16 protein-coding genes are annotated in these 17,134 nt (G+C 61.3%); 2 read left to right on the top strand and 14 right to left on the bottom strand.

What is annotated here, in order from left to right; genetic code table 11:
• Positions 1-234: 234 nt before the first annotated feature.
• Entirely contained in the window at positions 235-867 is a 633-nt protein-coding gene (locus ABID19_RS14005; protein ID WP_354491283.1) for a hypothetical protein, read from the top strand.
• 1,359 nt (positions 868-2,226) lie between these two features.
• Here ABID19_RS14005 and ABID19_RS14000 read toward each other — a convergent pair.
• From ABID19_RS14000 to ABID19_RS13955, 10 genes are all read right to left on the bottom strand, one after another.
• Positions 2,227-2,889 carry a GntR family transcriptional regulator gene (locus tag ABID19_RS14000; protein ID WP_354491281.1) on the bottom strand — a complete coding sequence of 221 codons (663 nt, stop codon included), beginning with the start codon at positions 2,887-2,889 and terminating at the stop codon, positions 2,227-2,229.
• 91 nt (positions 2,890-2,980) lie between these two features.
• Positions 2,981-3,760: an SDR family NAD(P)-dependent oxidoreductase gene (locus tag ABID19_RS13995; RefSeq protein ID WP_354491280.1), complete on the bottom strand. Its 780-nt coding sequence runs from the start codon at positions 3,758-3,760 to the stop codon at positions 2,981-2,983.
• The gene (gene hisD, locus ABID19_RS13990; RefSeq protein ID WP_354491278.1) at positions 3,757-5,064 is read right to left on the bottom strand and encodes a histidinol dehydrogenase; all 1,308 of its coding nucleotides are present in this window, start codon (positions 5,062-5,064) and stop codon (positions 3,757-3,759) included. Before hisD ends, ABID19_RS13995 begins: the two co-directional genes overlap by 4 nt.
• Before the next feature lie 54 nt (positions 5,065-5,118).
• Positions 5,119-6,075 carry a VOC family protein gene (locus ABID19_RS13985; RefSeq protein WP_354491276.1) on the bottom strand — a complete coding sequence of 319 codons (957 nt, stop codon included), beginning with the start codon at positions 6,073-6,075 and terminating at the stop codon, positions 5,119-5,121.
• 93 nt (positions 6,076-6,168) lie between these two features.
• Entirely contained in the window at positions 6,169-6,567 is a 399-nt protein-coding gene (locus ABID19_RS13980; RefSeq protein WP_354491274.1) for a nuclear transport factor 2 family protein, read from the bottom strand.
• 16 nt (positions 6,568-6,583) lie between these two features.
• The gene (locus ABID19_RS13975; RefSeq protein ID WP_354491272.1) at positions 6,584-7,477 is read right to left on the bottom strand and encodes a VOC family protein; all 894 of its coding nucleotides are present in this window, start codon (positions 7,475-7,477) and stop codon (positions 6,584-6,586) included.
• Between the two features lie 50 nt (positions 7,478-7,527).
• Positions 7,528-8,502 (bottom strand): ABC transporter permease, encoded by a 975-nt coding sequence (locus ABID19_RS13970; protein WP_354491270.1) that lies wholly within the window; start codon positions 8,500-8,502, stop codon positions 7,528-7,530.
• 58 nt (positions 8,503-8,560) lie between these two features.
• Positions 8,561-10,078, bottom strand: coding sequence for a sugar ABC transporter ATP-binding protein (locus tag ABID19_RS13965; protein WP_354491268.1), 1,518 nt, complete (start codon positions 10,076-10,078; stop codon positions 8,561-8,563).
• Entirely contained in the window at positions 10,075-11,121 is a 1,047-nt protein-coding gene (locus ABID19_RS13960; RefSeq protein WP_354491266.1) for an ABC transporter permease, read from the bottom strand. Before ABID19_RS13960 ends, ABID19_RS13965 begins: the two co-directional genes overlap by 4 nt.
• Before the next feature lie 8 nt (positions 11,122-11,129).
• Positions 11,130-12,221, bottom strand: coding sequence for a sugar ABC transporter substrate-binding protein (locus ABID19_RS13955; protein WP_354491264.1), 1,092 nt, complete (start codon positions 12,219-12,221; stop codon positions 11,130-11,132).
• 153 nt (positions 12,222-12,374) lie between these two features.
• Here ABID19_RS13955 and ABID19_RS13950 point away from each other — a divergent pair, with 153 nt between their 5' ends.
• Positions 12,375-13,256, top strand: a complete 882-nt coding sequence (locus tag ABID19_RS13950; protein ID WP_354491263.1) for an NmrA family NAD(P)-binding protein — start codon at positions 12,375-12,377, stop codon at positions 13,254-13,256.
• A 45-nt stretch (positions 13,257-13,301) separates the two neighbouring features.
• Here the strand turns inward: ABID19_RS13950 and ABID19_RS13945 are convergent, their stop codons facing one another.
• The 4 genes from ABID19_RS13945 to ABID19_RS13930 form a co-directional block, all read right to left on the bottom strand.
• A complete protein-coding gene (locus ABID19_RS13945; protein WP_354491261.1) occupies positions 13,302-14,171 on the bottom strand; it encodes a sugar phosphate isomerase/epimerase family protein in 870 nt (289 codons plus the stop codon).
• A 135-nt stretch (positions 14,172-14,306) separates the two neighbouring features.
• Entirely contained in the window at positions 14,307-15,197 is an 891-nt protein-coding gene (locus ABID19_RS13940) for a sugar phosphate isomerase/epimerase family protein (RefSeq protein ID WP_354491260.1), read from the bottom strand.
• Between the two features lie 42 nt (positions 15,198-15,239).
• On the bottom strand, positions 15,240-16,253 hold the full coding sequence (locus ABID19_RS13935; protein WP_354491259.1) for a zinc-binding alcohol dehydrogenase family protein: 1,014 nt from the start codon (positions 16,251-16,253) through the stop codon (positions 15,240-15,242).
• 11 nt (positions 16,254-16,264) lie between these two features.
• Positions 16,265-17,065, bottom strand: a complete 801-nt coding sequence (locus ABID19_RS13930; protein WP_354491257.1) for an SDR family NAD(P)-dependent oxidoreductase — start codon at positions 17,063-17,065, stop codon at positions 16,265-16,267.
• Positions 17,066-17,134: the final 69 nt, after the last annotated feature.

Here is a 17,134-nt window from a genome sequence, read left to right as displayed (position 1 = left end):
CCCGATCCGGGCTTAGTAGGATGCGCCTGCCATTCTGAGGATCGCGAGTTTGGCCCTGGTGGATTGGCTTTTTGCAGCCGGAGCGGAAAGTACCAACCCCGCGCTCTGCCACAAGGCAATGGCCGGCAACACCCTATTGCCCGAGGATCTACGAAAGGAAGCAGATGATTTCTAAAGCGTCCCTTAATTTTTTGCTTCTCTAAGCTCCTGAGAGGTCCTGCACGAGGTCGCGTCATGCCTACCGATAGCCAGTTCATTCTCGAAAGGATCAGGCAGGGATGCGTGATGCTTTTCGAGGACGAGTTCGTCATCGATAGGCTGGTAAAGTATGTCGGCAATGGCAGGATACGCTGGCACGTCGAATTTCGTGGGCATCGCATCGAACTGACGACTGGCCAGATCAAGAAGCAGCCTACCTTCCGCAGGAAGATACTCGAACAGGCAGGTGTGCTGCCGCCCCAGCGTTCCGGGGCCGGCTACAGGCGATGGGCGCTCGATCTGAGAAAGAACGCCATCGAGCTTCCCTGGCGGGATAGACCGGTCGATGTTGATTTCGCCATCGACAGGCTCACCTGCCACGGGGATGGGCGCTGGACGGTTGAATACCAAGGCAAAGCAATCAAGTTCACGACCACTAAACTGCGCAGGCAGGTCAGTTTCCGCAAACGCATGCTGGCCAAGGCCAAGGTGCTGCCGCCGCAACTGGATCCGGTTACCTATCGGAATTGGGTGGAGTGGCTCATTCAAAACGCCACCGAGGCTGTGCCGCGGGCCGGCGATGCCTTGATGACGGAGAAAAGCTGGCTTGACGACCTGCCGGAACTGGCCGGCTGGCAACAGGAAGCACCGCCCCAAGCGACCAGCTAGGGCGGCAGTTTCCTGAGCAGCGATATGGTCTCGGCGTTTAACGGCGAAGACGAAGCGCCCACGGGGAGACTTTGTAGACTATTATCTGGAGACGCCGGTCGTTTCCAGCGCCTTACTCGGAGCGATACGCGCTCGCCTCTCGTTTGCACGCAAGGACCTACGAAGCTTTGGAATCTGGAGAGTTTTTCAGTCGGATGTGTATGCATTCGCCTTGGAGCCCGCCCAGCGCTTTAACCCGACGATTCATTGGTTTTAGGAGCTGGAGAGGTCGCCAGATACGAGGTCCGGTTATCACTCGGCCTGATTGGCGAATTGGCAAATGTCTGGATAGTGATCTGGCCGCTATGGTGGTCCAGTTTGCGGGAACGAATTGGCGACCTTGAGTTCGGCTGCCGGTTGAGGATCGGATCCGATACACCCGGTCGTCATCTAGCTGCACGCTGAGTTCAGTGGAACCCGCGGAGGACTATCGGGCAATCAGGACGTTGGAGGTAATACATTTTTCAAATGCGCTCTATACGCTTTCGCTATGGACCTGCCCCGCGTCGCGGGTCTCGTTTCAGGCATTGGTCGGACACGGGACACCGCCCCTGCATGAATGCCTGCTCACCCCGTCCCTGCCGACGAATCTCAAACCGCGGGTTTTGACGACCATCATCAATATCGACGACGGCACGTGTTCGCTTGATCTGCTTAAGCCAGCGGCTAAGTTCTTCGCGTTTACGCGCGGGCTGGCGCGAGCGAGGAGGCCGCCCCCGAGAGGTCGGCCTGGCGCGACGTCGCCAGCACCGCGGCCAATCGAGGGATCAACCGAAATGACGACACCTTCGAGCATCTTGAGGATGCGGGTGAAGTCAGAATCCGCCTAGTGGATCGAGCGCGCACATATTGCGTACGAGGGGTACAAGGGCAACGTCTCGGAAACGGGCGACATTTTGGCCAAGCGTGTCGATCTGCTGTTCACCCCAACCTACATCATTGCACCAGAAGACTACTTCACGGATCGCGCACGCGGGCTGCCATCATCGACGAGGCGCGGCTGCAGATATCAAAGCTCATCGACCAGATACTCACCGACTGGGGCGCCTTCACCGACGGACATGAAGCCTGGCGGGAGAGCGCGGAATTGGAACGTTTGAGGCTGGAGCTATTCGACGACTGTGAGTCTAGTCATATGGACGAGGTTGCTGGCATCGTCCGGTCGCTGACGCTGTAGTCGCGGTGACTCCCGGTTGGACTTGCCCTGTTTGAGCTAGAAAAGCCGACATTTGCCGTGAGTGCACAAGATCATCGTGCAGCTTTCGCCTGGACCTGTTCCGAGCTGGTCACGCGGTTCGTATAGCAAGCCTTGCGTTGCACTCAAGTCAGAGCCGTCGTGACGATCTGCGTTGTCGTCCACATATGCGATGCGATCGCCGTGCAGGCTCGTTTAACGTCGCGGGCAATCACGGCATCTGCGATGTCCCTATGCTCGCGCGCGACATCGCGTTCCGTTCGTGCCAGCGGCACTGACAATTGCCGGTAACGCTCGCTCTGGTCGTACAGTTGCGAGCGGATCCGAAGCAGCCAGCGATTGCCACAGCCTGAGACCAGCGCTCGGTGAAATTCGCGATGCGCCTTGACCCAGCGCTGATCCAGGACAGCGGCGTCACCAGGAATCGTATACGGCGTGTGGCTGAGGCGGTGAAGTGCGGCCACGATGTCAGTTTCCCATTCAAGCCCGCCTTTCTCGATCGCGAGCTTGAGGCACTCCTGCTCGATGCGGACCCGCGCATCAGTCAATTCGGCGAGATCTTCCGGTGACACATCTGAGACCGTGTATCCCCGCTGCGCTCTTGCGTCGACAAGGCCCTCAGCCGAAAGTTTCGATAGCGCTTCGCGGACGGCGCCCAAGCTCACATCATACTTCTGAACGAGAGCCTGGATATTGATCTTTGAGCCCGGCAGCATGCGGCACGAAATGATATCGTGACGAAGCTGCTCGTAGACGTCGTTTGCAATGGTGCGGGCTACGGGATCCATTTTTAATGTCGCTTGTTTAGCCGCGGAAGTGATGCATTAGGCATGCCGCCGCTTTCTGGCTGACTTGAGTCGTATGTCAAAGCTGCAGGAATCATTCCGCCGTCCACCCGCCATCGACTTTTATGGAGGTGCCCGTCATCAATGCAGCGGCGTCCGAACCCAGAAAGACAACGGCACCCATGAGATCCTCGACTCGCCCCAGACGGCCAAGCTTGATTTTGGACAATACCTCATTTCGAAAAGCTTCGCTCTCGAAGTAAGGAGCGGTCATCGGCGTCTCGATGAAGGTGGGGGCAATACTATTGACCCGGATACCTTGCGGCGCGAGTTCGACAGCCATTGCCTTCACCAGCCCCTCCACCGCATGCTTGGACGCGCAATAAAGCGTCCGCGCTGCCATCGCCACGTGACCCATCTGCGAAGTAGTGAAGATGATCGAGCCCCGGATCCGCTCCGCCAGCATTTTACGCACAACCGCCTGCGCGGAGAAATAGGCAGCCCTGACATTGAGGTCGAGGACGACGTCATAGTCCTCCTCGGTCACCTCGACCATCAGTTTAGGCCGATTGGTTCCCGCGTTGATCACCGCGATGTCGAAAGCCGGCTGTTTCGCGATCAGTTCGCGGGTTCCGGAAATGTCGGTCACGTCCAGAACGAACGCCACTGCTTTGCCGCCACGATCTCTTAGCGCCATCGCGGCATCCTCTACCTCGCTTCTGGTTCGCGCGGCCAGGACTGTTTCGGCTCCCGCTTCCGAAAGCGCCGTAGCCAAGGCCAATCCAATCCCTCGCCCCGCGCCCGTCACCAGCGCGCGGCGCCCGTCCAGCCGGAACGATGGCGCCTTCGGCAGCGTAACGGGCGACGGGTTCATTCCGCCGCCTCGGCATAGGGAACGTTGCGCGCACCGTAGCGCCGCAATCTCACATTGGCCTGCTCGGCATGACCGAGGAAACCCTCGAGGACACAGAGCCGGGAGCAGTATTCGCCGATCATCACCGAAGCTTCGTCGGTGAGAACCTTCTGGTAGGTGCAGGTTTTCAGGAATTTGCCGACCCAGAGCCCGCCCGTGAAACGCGCCGTTCCCAAAGTCGGAAGCGTATGGTTGGTGCCGATCACCTTGTCGCCATAAGCGACATTCGTCCTTGGCCCGAGAAAAAGCGCTCCATAGTTGGTCATGCGGCGGAGGAAGTAATCCGGGTCTCGCGTCATGACCTGCACATGCTCGGAGGCGATGCGGTCCGCCTCGCTCACCATTTCCTCATCGGTGTCGCAAACGATCACTTGGCCGTAGTCGCCCCAGGCCTGTTTCGCGATTGGTGCGGTCGGCAGAATACCGAGAAGCCGCTCGACCTCGGCCATCGTCTGCGTCGCGAGTTGCTCGGATGTCGTCAGCAGGATCGCCGGCGAGTTCGGCCCATGCTCGGCCTGTCCGAGCAGGTCCGTGGCGCAGAGCTCGGCATCGGCCGTCTCGTCCGCGATCACCAGCGTTTCGGTCGGGCCTGCAAGCAGATCGATGCCGACACGGCCGAAGAGTTGCCGCTTGGCTTCGGCGACATAGGCGTTTCCCGGGCCGACTAGAAAATCGACCGGCGCGATCGTCGCCGTGCCGATCGCCATCGCGGCCACCGCCTGAATGCCGCCCAAGACATATATCTCGTCGGCTCCCGCCAGCGCCATGGCTGCTATTACCGCTGGGGCTGGTTTGCCCTGGAACGGAGGCGTCATGGCGATTACCCGCTTTACGCCGGCCACTTTGGCGGTGACGATTCCCATGTGAGCGGATGCCACAAGCGGATATTTGCCGCCCGGCACGTAGCAGCCCACCGAATTCATGGGAATATTGCGATGGCCGAGCACCACGCCGGGCAATGTCTCAACCTCGACATCCTGAAGCGCGGCCTTCTGGACTTCGGCGAAGCGACGGATCTGTGTCTGCGCGAATTGGATGTCGTCCAGTTGCCGGCGCGACAGCGAGGCGAGGCACGCGTCGATTTCATCCTTCGACAGACGAAAAGATGGCGGCGACCACCGATCAAAGGTCTCGGACAGTTCCCGCAACGCCGCATCGCCACGGGCTTCAACATCGGTGAGAACACGTTCGACGGTGCCGCGGACAGCGCTGGCATCGGTCGACTTGGCTTCCGCGGATCGACCCGACTTCAGTATCCTGATCATGCAATTTCCCTCATTCTGTGTTCTTCCGCCGAAGCCTTCGAAAAGCGTTCCGCCCTACTCCGCCTCGTAGTTGCGAGCGAAGTCGTCGGGCGGAGTCGGCCCCCAGATGTAAAATGAATCTTCCGGGTCGTGGTCCTGGGATTCCCAATCCACTTCGGCCGGGATGTAGTCTATGTCGCACGAGTATTCCGCATAGCTGCCCCAGGGATCGCGGATGTAGTGGAAGAAGTTCGAGCCCAGCACATGCCGCCCCAGTCCCCAGCCGCGTGAAAAACCCTTGTCGGCCATCTGCATTGCGCCCAGGCCGACCTGGTCGATCAGCGGCACGTCCCAACTGGTATGGTGCAAGCCGGGAGCCGACGACTTGACGAAGGCGAGCATGTGGTGGTCGCTGCCATGGCGGCCGTGCAGGAACGCGATGTTGTCTCCCGAGCGGTCGGACAACCCCATGCCTAAAACGCCGGTGTAGAAGTCGATCGCTTTCTGAACATCGCGGGTAAAGATCAGGATGTGCGCGAGCCGCGTCGGGCGAACCTTCGTCGCCTTGCTGCGCAGCGGCGCGCCGACGATGCCCGCAGGAGTGGATACATGCCCTCCCTGCATCTTGAAATCCGGCGACGTCTTCGCGGTCACGACCAACTCGATTAAATTGCCGTCATGGTCGCGGAACCACAATCCGTTGGATTCAAAGCCCTTGGGCGGAGACAATAGCTCCATCCCTTTAGACTCCAGATGCAGTTTGAAACGCTGGAAATCGGCGTCGAAGACGCCGAAGGACAGATGCTGCAACTGCTTGCGCGAGCCCTCGACAAAGAAACCCCAGTCATGATCGACCCCCTCTGTGCGCACGGCATAGCCGGAGCGGTGGTTGACAACGTCGAGGCCGAAAGCCTGATGGAAGCGCTCGGCCTCCTTAAGGTCGGGCACTGCCAAAACGAAATGGTTGACGGAATGGATGCCGAGGATGCCCTCGCCTCTTGCTTCGAGCTGCCGCTTGCGAATAGCCGTCATCGTCGTCCTCCACAGGGTGCCAACGTCCTCACATCCGCTGGACACCAGAGATCATTATGAAAAATATATTTTCAAGTCAATAATGCGATCTAATTACTTTGGCAGTGGTGTTGGCTGATACGCGAGGAGACGCCACTGTTTTCCGCGCTTGCCCCACACCGCCATGCAAGAATTGTTGATCTCCCGGACCGCGGTCCCAACGGTCGCCTTCGCGCTCATGGTTCCGGCGACGACGGCGCAGCTCTCGCACACGATGACGCGTTCGCTGCTGTGATGGATTTCGTGGTAGACGAAGAACCGGCTGGCGACCTTCTTCAGATAAGCCACCTTGTCGTCTCGTTCTCCGAACGAGTGCGTATAGACCAAGTCGTCGTCGAGAAGATCCTCGAGCACCGCGACATCGGACGCCAGCATCGCCGAATAGCGTTTCTGCTCGAGGATCTCGATGAGGCGGCGGACCTCGTCGGCAAGGCCTGCTTCGGGGAAATCCATGGTTGTCCTCGCAGTTTCAGGCAGTGATCAGCGGCGCGAACGGCACGAAATGCTCCGTCCAGAGGCGGGGCGGCAACGCACCCCAGCGGTTCACGACCTTGGGATTCGATAGGTTTTCGCCCGGATCGGCAATTCTTGCCTGATGGTTCTCATCTTCGATGACCTCCATTTCGGCGATACATTCCACCAGAAACCCGGATCGATCGATGTAATAGGCGAACAGATTGTCCCCGGCACCGTGGCGCCCCGGTCCCCAGACGAGAAAGCGCCCCTGCGCATCAAGCGTATCGCCCAGCCGCTTGAAATCGTCGAAGCTGGCGAATTCCCAACTGAAGTGGTGCAATCCGCTTGGTCCTTTTACGGTCGCTACCGTGTGGTGGCGGTTGTCGGCCGCGCGCATCCAGACGATTTCATGGCCAGTTGTCCTCTCGGACTGTCGAAGCCCCAGCACGGTCTCGAGCTCGTTGCTGATCGCTTCCGAGTCCCTGCTCGACAGGTTTACGTGGTCGAGGCAGCGCGGACGGATGCCCGGGCCTGTATGGCGGACCGGCTGCGTCAGCGGTATCGGGGTATGGACTTCAAAGATGTGGCCTTCGCTTGTCGCGAAAGTCACCGAGCGGTCGATGCACGGCAGGGAAGGACGTTCGGAGAGAACCGTGAGGCCGGCCTGCTCGGCGCGATGTCGCACCGTCGCGACGGCGTCGGCATTATGCGCCTGCAGTCCGATGGATCGGACGCTGTCGCTGTTGCTGGCGTACAGGATCAGTTCGGCATGACGCCGGTTCGAGCTCAGCAATGCGCGGCCTTTCTCCCGTTCGACAACGCGGAGCCCGGCGACTGTGCACGCGTCCTCTATCGCAATGTCGATGTCCGCAACGTTGAGGGCGACATATCCCAACCGCTGAACCATCGGTCTCACCGGACCCTCCCGAGATGCGATTTTTTCGGCCGTCAACTGGATCACTTGACGATGCCGATCTTGGTCCTGTCCGTCGTCACGGCGACCGCGACCAGGATGATGATGCCGAAGGCGACGTCCTGCGCAGCACCCGGCAGGCCCGCAATCGTCGCCCCAACGCGGACCATCACTGCCGTGAGTCCGCCTATCAGGCTCGCGGAGAGGCCGCCGACTCCGCCCGAGATCGCAGTGCCGCCCGCTACCACGCCTACCAGTGCGGGCAGCAGCAGGTTGCTTGCCATCGTCGGCGCGCTGTAGAGGGTCTGCGATAGAAGCATTATCCCTCCAAGAGCGGCGCACACCGACGAAATCGCGAAAGCACAGCCCCGGATCAGATCACGCCGGATGCCCGACATATAGGCAGCCAGCTCGCTCGCTCCGAAGGCATAGATATCTCGGCCAACGCGGGTGAGCCGCAGCAAAAGGGCGAGGAAGACCCACACTGCGACAACTGTGATGAAGGCGTTGGGCACGCCATGCGTTCTGCCGCCGAGGAAGTCGAGCGGCGCAATTCCGGGACCCAGGCCCACGGTCGAGGCATTGCTGAGATAGAGAGCCAAGCCCGAAAACAGGCCAAGCGTTCCAAGGGTCATAACGAACGAAGGAATCTGAAGCCGTCCGATCAGCCATCCCTGGGCAGCCCCGATCGCTCCCGCCGCGAGGAGCACGATCGGCACGGCGGCCGAGCCGAATTCAGGGACAAGCAGCGCCACGACCACCGCTGAAAACGACGCCATGGCGGCGGCAGACAGATCGATGCAGCCGAGAAGCACTGGAAGCGTGCAGCCGATAACCAGGATCAGCAATGGGGCCGCGTCGAAGAGCAACGCATTGACCGCGCGCCATTTGAGAATGCCAGGCGCGATCCAGACCACGGTTGCAAACACCAGAACAAGGACCAGGGCCGGCCCGCACGCTCGCAGCAGGTCGTCCGCGGATCGGATCGATGGGAACATTCGGGCAAGTGTGCGGGTCATGACAGGTTCCGATGAGGCAGCGAGGTCAAGTCTCGATAGCGATGATCGTGGCGCGTGCTCATACCATCGCCCTCACGATGTCTTCCTCTGACGGCCGTTTGGTCTGGACGTCGTCGAAGCGCTGGCTGACCCTGCCGTCTCGCAGCACCAGGATCGTATCGGAGAGTGTCACCATCTCATCCAGCGTATCGCCCACGAAAACGATCGACAGGCCATCCTCGGCCAGTTGACGGATCGCGTTGAAAAGATCGGCGCGCGCGCCGGGATCGAGACCGCGTGTCGGATGATCGAGCACCAGCAGCCGCAGCGAGCGACCGAGAAGCCATTTGCTGAGCACCGCTTTCTGCTGATTTCCGCCGGAGAGCTGGTCGATGCGGTGGTCGAGCGACGGCGTTTTGATTTTGAGCCGCTCGACCCAATTCGCCGCCTGTCGCCGCTCGCGCCGCTTCGACAGCACGAGCCCGCCATAGCCGTAATCGGACCCGAAGGTAACGGTCATGTTCTCGCAAACACTCATCCCCTTCATCATGGCCTCCGTCTTCCGCTCGGCGGGGACGTAGCCTATGCCGAGGCCCACCGCGCCGCTCGGGCAGCTCATGCGCACCGGCCGGCCCTCATAGTCGATCTCGCCGCCATAACGCTCTTCCACGCCGAAAATCGCCCGGCAGACCGCTTCCGCCCCGGATCCCTGGACGCCGATCAAGCCGACGATCTCCCCGGGCGCGACGTTGAACGTCACGTCCGCAACCTTGCCCGGCACCGTCAGGTCGCGGACTTCCAGTCGCTTTGGCACGCTCTTGTCGGGGGGATTGCTCCGCGGCAGGACCGAACCCGCGCGCTGGCGTCCAACCATCAGCTCATAGAGTTCGTCAGGATCAGTCTCGCCTTTCGTTCTTTCGGCGACATTGCGTCCGTCGGAGAGCACATAGACCCGGTCGGAGATTGCGAGCACTTCGTCCATGCGATGCGAGATGAACACAACCGACGAACGGGCCCTGAGCCGCCGCACCTGCCGGAACAGCGCCTGGATCTCGGTCGGCGTCAGCACCGATGTCGGCTCGTCGAACAGGACAACGAGATGGCCCTCCACCAATTCCTCAAGCGACAGCACTTTGGCGAGTTCGACCATCTGGCGCTGCGCGAAGGTCAGCTGATCGACGGGCGTGTCCGGAGCAACGTCCAGTTCGACCTTGTCCAGTTGGACACGGGCCGCATCGTTCATCTGGCCGCGCCGATAGAATCCGAAGCGGCTGAAGTCCGTCGGCTTGTCGATGAAAAGGTTCTCGGCAACGGTGAGATTACCGATCAGCGACTGCTCCTGATGGACCAGGCCTATGCCCGCTCGCGCCGCCTCGAGCGGAGAGCCGAAGCGCACCAGCGAGCCTCGCAGACGCATTTCCCCGGCGCTTGGTTGATGGAGGCCGCCGACAATCTTCATCAATGTCGACTTGCCCGATCCGTTCTGGCCGATCAGGCCGAGAACTTCGTGCTCGCGCAGCTCCATATCGATCTCATCGAGGGCAACCACGCCGGGAAAGCGCTTGGACACGTTTTGCAGGGACAGGAGTGCGCTCATTTTACCACTCTGGTCTTGCGTCGCAGGTGCCAGGTGGATGCGGTAACCGCGACAACGATCACCACGCCCTCGATGGCTTTTTGCAGCAGGGGATTCGTTCCCGTCTGCACAAGGCCGTTTCGTAAGACGACGAGAACCAGGACGCCGATAAGCGAGTGCATGACGCCGCCACGGCCGCCGGACAGCAGCGTGCCACCAATCACACAAGCGGCGATTCCAGGAAAAAGCAGCCCCTCTCCGGCGAGCGGATTGCCGACGCCGATTTGCGCCGCGGTCAAAATTCCGGCCAGGCCCGTCAGGCCTCCGCAGATGGCGAAGGCGCAGACCTTGTAGAGGTGCACATTCACGCCCGCCAAACGGACGAGGGCCTCGTCGGCGCCGATGGCAAAGCCGATACGGCCAAGCTTTGTGCGCCGCTCGACAACGAAGGCGAGGAACGCGAACGCCACAGCCAGATATACGAGCGCGCTGAGGCCGAAATGTTTGTGCAGGGCCAGCCCGACAAAGCCGCTGTCGAGGATTTGCGGCTGCCTCGAGGGAAAGAGCAACGCAGCCAGGCCAAGCGTAATCAGCCACATGGCGAGCGTGACGATAAGCGACGGCATCCGCAGGTAGGCATACAAAATTCCGTTGAGGACGCCGACGGCCAGCCCCGCGGCCAGCGCGACCAGGATCGCGCCCGCACCAAGATCGTGGGCCGTGACGCTGTTCGCGATGAGGATCGAAAGCAGGATGTTGGCAAGCGAGGCCACCCCTTCACTCGACAAATCAATCGAGCCCTGCACCAGCACAAAAGTCATCCCGATCGCAACGACGGCAGGGACCGCCGCCGACTCCAGGATCGCCTGCAGATTGGCCCCCGAAAGGAAATTCGGGGTTAGACTGGTGAACACCGCCACCATTGCCAGGAGCGACAAGATGGGGCCGGCGGACTTCAAGACACCGATTCCCGCCTGGCCAGATCGCTGCCGGGCTCCGGCTTCCCGGCGGCGCGGGGAAGCCATTGCGCTGGCGTCCTGGGCGTGTAATTTCGCCTGGGTCATGTCGCGGTTCAGTTCACACCGACCGGGATCTGACCCTTTGACCGAGCCCAGATATTCTTCTTGAGCGCGTCGTAGGAGAAGTCGGCTGGATTCGGCTGGGCCGAGAGCATCGCATCGACATTGTCCTTGGTCGCAAGCGTTTGCTCCAGGTAGAAATCGCGCTGCGCCTGCTCCAGGTCAGCGATCTTGAAGTCTCCCGAGGCGACCGCGTAGGCAAGTGCTGCCGCGACCGCTCCGTGCAGCTGCGAGCTGATCCGCATGCTCGACAGCATCTCGCCGGACTTGATCAGCTTCAGCACGTCGCTCGATCCGTCCGAGCCGGTGACGGGAACCTTGCCTGCCAGGCCCTTTTCGCGCAACGCTGCGACCGCGCCGAGCGCCATGCCGTCATTTTGCGCGAAGACTCCCTTCAACTGCTCCCCGTAACGCGCAATCCACGTGCGGGTGATGTTTTGACCTTCGGTCTGTCCCCAATTGCCGATCTGCGTGTCGAGGATCGTCATGCCCGGGCATTCCGACACCGCCTTCAAAAGGCCGATCTCTCGCTGCTTCGACGGCGGATTGTCCGGCGTTCCCTTGAGAACCGCGATGCCACCCTTGCCACCGATCGCCTTGCACAGCGCCATGCCGTTCTGGTAGCCGGAATCGACACCGTCGAAAGAGATGTTGGCGATCCAGGCATCGGGTGCCGTGTCCCAGGGATGGATCTCCTCAGGACGGTTCCACATCGTCGTCATGAAGGCGCCCCCGGCTTCCGCCCGCTCGACGAAGGCCTTGGTGAAGGCCGTGGAGTCCGGAAACCAGGCGAAGGCGCAGCCTTCGCAGCCGGCGGCAAGTATTGCCCCCAGCTGCTGCATGTGTTTCTGGCCGTCGAACCCGCTCTCGTAAACCTCAAGTTTGGCACCGACCGAGTTCGCCACCTGCTGGGCGCCCCAGATAACTTCCTGCCAATACTCGCTGCTGGTCGTTCCGACCGCCAGATAGATGGTCTTCGGCTTCTCCTGGGCGGCCGCGCTGTCGCCGGCCAAGGGACCGATCATTGCCACGGCAATTGCCACAGCAGCCGCTACCGCGGCTGAAATCCTTTTCAGCAGTGTCACTTCATCCTCCCGATGATCGTGTTCCGTCCGAGGCCCGTGTTCCACGGTCCATGCAAAGCGACACTCCATCAAAAAATCTATTTTGTAAAGACTAATAAATTATCTAGTGATAAAAGTGATGACTTTCTCGCTGCAGGCTGTGGAGGATCGGTTATGGAAACGGGAGAAACTGTGCTCGTCACGGGCGCGGCAGGCCGGACAGGCAAAGCCGTCATCGCGGCGCTTGCCGAACGCGGAGCGCGGGTTCGCGCGATGACTCGCTCGCGAGCGGGCGAGGACGAGCTTCACGCAGCAGGCGCGCATGAGATCGTGCTGGCCGATCTCGGGGATCGATCCTCGCTGGAGGACGCGGTCTCAGGTGTTGCCAGGCTCTATCATATCGGACCACGTTTCAACGACTGCGAGGTGGCGTTCGGGGCCAACATCATAGCGGTCGCCCGCAACGCCGGTCTGAGGCATTTCGTCCTGCATTCGGTCTTTCACGCGCAATGCCGGACCATGATCCACCATCGGCAGAAGCTTGACCTGGAAGAGATGCTGATCGAATCCGGCCTTCCCTACACCATCCTCCAGCCTGCGATGTACATGCAAAACATCGCCCTCGAATGGGCAAGGATTGAAGCCGAAGGCATCTATGAACGCCCCTATCGGACGGATCTTTCGATGGCGATGATAGACCTTGCCGATCTGGCCGACGCGGCGGCAACCGTCCTCACCAGCGCGCGCTACGTCGGAGGGGCGTACGAGCTGGTCGGCCGAGAGCCGCTATCCCACGCTGGCATGGCGAAGATCCTGAGTGGACTCCTGGGCAAGCCGATACGCGCCGCGCGCTACGCGCCGGCGGAATGGCGACGTCGAAATGCTGGCCGGTTTCCCGACGACTACCTTCGGATCTACGAGGCGATGTGCCGGCACTATGACCGCTTCGGCCTGCCGGGCGGCAATCCGGCGGTGGCATCGATGATCCTCGGCCGGGAGCCTGCCAGCTTCGAGGACTTTGCCCGGCGTTTCGTAGCCGAACGGAAGGCAAGTTAGAGAGGGACGAAAATGCCGGCGGCGTTGCCTTCCGGCGTCAGTGTGTCAGGCTGTCGCTAGACTGACACCCGCCTCCGCCAGCATCTTGCGCGATGTGTCTCCCGACCGTATTCCGGCATCCCTCGCCGACAGCGCATCCGCCTCGAGCGAGAAGACCTCCGGCCCGATGTGGCGAAGGTTACCCTTGCCGGCAACGATCTTGATGATCTCCACGACGTCGAACTCGCCTTCTCCCGGAAAATTCCGGTAGTTGATCGTGTCGTCAAAGAGCGACTTCCCCACCTGCCGCCGCACGCCGTCATCGATCTGCATGCCGGCCAGATGCTTGCCTGGCAGGCGCTTGAGCAGATCGAGCTCATAGGCGCCCTTGGAGAAGTGCCATACATCGACAAGGATGCCTGCATTGGACGGATTTACGCCGCTGACGATCGCCCAGGCATCGGAGAGGTTGGGCATTCCCCAGAATGGCATGAATTCGAGATCGATCCAGTATCCCTGCGCATGGGCGCGCTCACACAGGCGCCCGAATCCATCGACCAGCCGGGAAAGCTCGACCGTTCCCTTGTCATAACCCGCAACTGCCAGGATCGACGTCAAACCGAGCTTCTCGCACATACGAAACGAGTGATCGGTGCTGACGTCGAAGCGTGCGCGCAGCTCCGGCGAACATTCCGCGGGGACACGGATGGGCGCCCAGTCGGTCAGCGAATCCAGATAGCGCAGCGGAGCTCCTGCATCGGCGGCCATCGCTTTCATGTCCGACGGGGTGAGCCCAGACTCCAGCCCATCGAGATAGGTTTCGGGCGCGATGGCAAGAGCTGTAAAGCCGCCGGCCTTCGCGGCCTCCACATGCCCCCGAAACCCGTGAATGCGGGCCGAGGCAGGCCAAAAAACGAAATCGATAGATGGCAACATCAGAAATCCCTCCCTTGTCTTGTCGCAGCGCCGCACGCACACCGACCGGCAAAGGCGACACGCCGCGTCGGCCGATGCCGTGATGAACAGCCCGATGATCGGGCTCAACGCCGATGTTTCGATGTGCGGCCGGCGTCAGGCGGCGGCCGCAGCGCCGAAACGATGTGGAATCCCCGCCTTGTCGAAGACATTGGCGAGTGCAACCCGGCTCCGATTGCCGATCTCCTCGGCCGACAGCGTGTCGTAGAGACCGGAGAAGGTCTCGGGCCCGTAGCGGTTGAGCCCGCCGATGCGGCGAAGCTGCTGGAGCAGTTCGACCACGGGGAATCCGCCCGTGCCGGCATCCACGCGGTGGAAGATGCAATCGTCGAGCAGCGACAGGCCGGGCTTCAGCTTGGCGGATGCATCGGCGATCTGCACGGTGGAGATCTTGTCGCCGGGGATGGTGTCAAGCAGCGCCGGATCCGGTTTTCCGCGCAGATAGTGCCAGAAGTCGAAGACAAGGCCGCTGTTGTCGCGATCTGCGGTCTTGATGATCTTCCAGGCGGTCTCAAGATCAGGAAGGCCCCAGAATGGGATGAATTCGAGGTCGCAGCGCCAGCCCAGGCCGGCAGCCCTGTCGCAGGTCCTGGCAAAGCCGTCGACCAGTTGATCGATCGACACCTGGCTCTTTGGACAGGTGACGATGCAACTCATGGAGTCGACCTGAAGCGCCTCGCCGATGCGGAAAAAGTCGTCTTCGTCGAAACCGAAGAAGCCGACCGAAAACGCGGCCGGATCGAGATTGTCAGGCAACCAGTGCGTCGCCCAGCGCGCATAGGGATCGAGCTGCGTCAGCTTCACCCCTTCGTCATCCGCCATAAGCAGCATGTCCTTGGTGGTGATCCCGTCGGCAAGCCAGCGGCAATAGTGCCATGGCGTGATAGAGATGGCTTCGCAGCCCGCCAGCCTCGAGGCGCGCAACTGCTCCCTCAGCGGCAGCGACCGCACCGTTCCTACCCACATTATCGTCGACGACTTGTCCATACTCTCCTCCTTGTCGCAGCCAGGCACGAAGCCTGTGGCGCCTCAAAAACCTTCGAATACAATCTTGCCGTTCACGGAACCGGCCTCGATATCCCGATGCGCCTGGATCAGCGCGTTCGCCGACGCCGGCCCCATGCGTTTGGCCAGCGTGGTTCGCACGTGCCCGGCGTCGACCAACTGCGCCAGCTTGCGCAGAATTGCGCCCTGTTCGGCCATGTCCGGACGCTGAAAAACCGACCGCGCCATCATTGAATGCATATGCAAGGTGATGCATTTGGTTTTCAACGTCGTGAGTGGAAAAGGATGGGGATCGTCGAGCACTCCGATCGATCCGAACGGCTGAACAAGATCCACGAACTGACCCTGATGCCGAGGCGTCTGGGCGAGTGCCATCAGGAGATCCACGCCCTTGAAGCCAAGAGCTTCCACCTGCGGCTTCAACGGCTGGCGGTGGTCGATCACGTGCATTGCGCCAAGCTCCCGGCACCAGTCGACCGTTTCCGGCCGGGACGCCGTTGCAATCACAGTCAAATCGGTCAAAGCGCGCGCCAGCTGGATCGCCATGGAGCCGGTTCCGCCGGCGCCGCCGATAACCAACAAGACACGCTCGTCGGAAGCCGGCCTTTGAAGAGCGCCAAGCCTGTCGAACAGGAGTTCCCAGCTTGCCAGCGTCGTCAACGGCAAGGCCGCCGCTTGCGCGAAGTCGAGGCTCTCCGGCATCCGCGCGACGATCCGCTCGTCCACCAGCTGGTATTCGGCGTAGCTGCCCTGGCGAACCACCGAGCCTGCATAGAACACGGCATCGCCGGCCTTAAAGTTCATCACCTTTGGCCCTGCCGCAACAACCACGCCGGCGGCGTCGTAGCCGGGTACCTTCAGCGCTCCCCCCGGATGGACCGTGCGCCTCAGCTTCGCGTCGAGCGGATTGACCGAAATGGCTCTTATTTCGACCAGCAAATCGCGATCCTGCAGGTCACCCGGCCGGGAAAGTTCGACATCAACGAGCGCGTCAGGGGCATCGACAGGCCCTGCCCTGGTAAATCCGATTGCCTTCATCCGACTGCCCCCTAGAACAAACTGCGGATCGAGCCGCCATCGACGCCCCAAACCGACGATGTGACGAAGGAAGCGCGCTCCGAAGCGAGGAAGACGATGATGTCCGCCACCTCCTCCGGTTCGCCCATGCGTTCAAGCGGCAGCTGCCGCAGCTTCATTTCGTGGTCGACCGCCTGGCGCGGCGGCATGCCGTGAACTTCCGACAGCGTATCCGCAAAGCCGCCCGGTCTGGACCAGAGTGGGCTCCAGACGGGCCCCGGCGCGACCGCATTGACCCGAACGTGGGGAGCCTCGGCGCGGGCCAGACTTTTGGTGACACTCACCAGCGCGGTCTTCAGGGCGGCATAGTCGGCAGGAATGGTCTCCGGTTGGCGCGCGAGATCCGATGTGTTGTTGACGATCGAGCCGCGGCTTTCGCGCAAGCGCGGCAGCAGCGCGCGCGTCATGCGGATATTGCTGAGAAAATTGACATCGAATGTGCGCTGCCAATGAGCGTCCGTCAGGCTATCGAAGGGTTGTGCGTCGACGATACCGACGTTGTTGACCAGAACATCCAGTTTGCCATTTTCGCCCGAAAATACGTCGGCGATGCCCTTTTCGACACCTTGCGCCGTGGATAGATCGGCGACTGCGATGGTGACGCTCACACCTGCCGCCGAGGCTGACGCTTCTGTCTCCCGCAGACCCGCTGCATCTATGTCGATGAGCCGCAGGTGTGCCCCTTCCCGCGCGAACGCGAGCGCCGTTGCCCGGCCTATGCCGCTTGCCGCACCCGTCACGAGCACGGTCTTTCCTTGCAATCCAGTATCCATGTGTCCCTCGAGGAATGGTTGGTCCGCGCTGCGCCTCGACGCAGCGGAACGCCGGCTGTGCTGCTGTTG

Source organism: Mesorhizobium robiniae, assembly GCF_040545535.1.
In the GTDB taxonomy this organism is placed as follows: domain Bacteria; phylum Pseudomonadota; class Alphaproteobacteria; order Rhizobiales; family Rhizobiaceae; genus Mesorhizobium; species Mesorhizobium robiniae.
The sequence above is the reverse complement of the archived record's forward strand: the minus strand, read 5'-3'. Positions and strand labels throughout refer to the sequence as shown.

Bases quoted from the DNA above. Each gene is read 5' to 3' on its own strand.
- ABID19_RS14005 (WP_354491283.1), top strand. From the start codon at position 235: ATGCCTACCGATAGCCAGTTCATTCTCGAAAGGATCAGGCAGGGATGC.
- ABID19_RS14000 (WP_354491281.1), bottom strand. From the start codon at position 2,889: ATGGATCCCGTAGCCCGCACCATTGCAAACGACGTCTACGAGCAGCTT.
- ABID19_RS13995 (WP_354491280.1), bottom strand. From the start codon at position 3,760: ATGAACCCGTCGCCCGTTACGCTGCCGAAGGCGCCATCGTTCCGGCTG.
- hisD (WP_354491278.1), bottom strand. From the start codon at position 5,064: ATGATCAGGATACTGAAGTCGGGTCGATCCGCGGAAGCCAAGTCGACC.
- ABID19_RS13985 (WP_354491276.1), bottom strand. From the start codon at position 6,075: ATGACGGCTATTCGCAAGCGGCAGCTCGAAGCAAGAGGCGAGGGCATC.
- ABID19_RS13980 (WP_354491274.1), bottom strand. From the start codon at position 6,567: ATGGATTTCCCCGAAGCAGGCCTTGCCGACGAGGTCCGCCGCCTCATC.
- ABID19_RS13975 (WP_354491272.1), bottom strand. From the start codon at position 7,477: ATGGTTCAGCGGTTGGGATATGTCGCCCTCAACGTTGCGGACATCGAC.
- ABID19_RS13970 (WP_354491270.1), bottom strand. From the start codon at position 8,502: ATGACCCGCACACTTGCCCGAATGTTCCCATCGATCCGATCCGCGGAC.
- ABID19_RS13965 (WP_354491268.1), bottom strand. From the start codon at position 10,078: ATGAGCGCACTCCTGTCCCTGCAAAACGTGTCCAAGCGCTTTCCCGGC.
- ABID19_RS13960 (WP_354491266.1), bottom strand. From the start codon at position 11,121: ATGACCCAGGCGAAATTACACGCCCAGGACGCCAGCGCAATGGCTTCC.
- ABID19_RS13950 (WP_354491263.1), top strand. From the start codon at position 12,375: ATGGAAACGGGAGAAACTGTGCTCGTCACGGGCGCGGCAGGCCGGACA.
- ABID19_RS13945 (WP_354491261.1), bottom strand. From the start codon at position 14,171: ATGTTGCCATCTATCGATTTCGTTTTTTGGCCTGCCTCGGCCCGCATT.
- ABID19_RS13940 (WP_354491260.1), bottom strand. From the start codon at position 15,197: ATGGACAAGTCGTCGACGATAATGTGGGTAGGAACGGTGCGGTCGCTG.
- ABID19_RS13935 (WP_354491259.1), bottom strand. From the start codon at position 16,253: ATGAAGGCAATCGGATTTACCAGGGCAGGGCCTGTCGATGCCCCTGAC.
- ABID19_RS13930 (WP_354491257.1), bottom strand. From the start codon at position 17,065: ATGGATACTGGATTGCAAGGAAAGACCGTGCTCGTGACGGGTGCGGCA.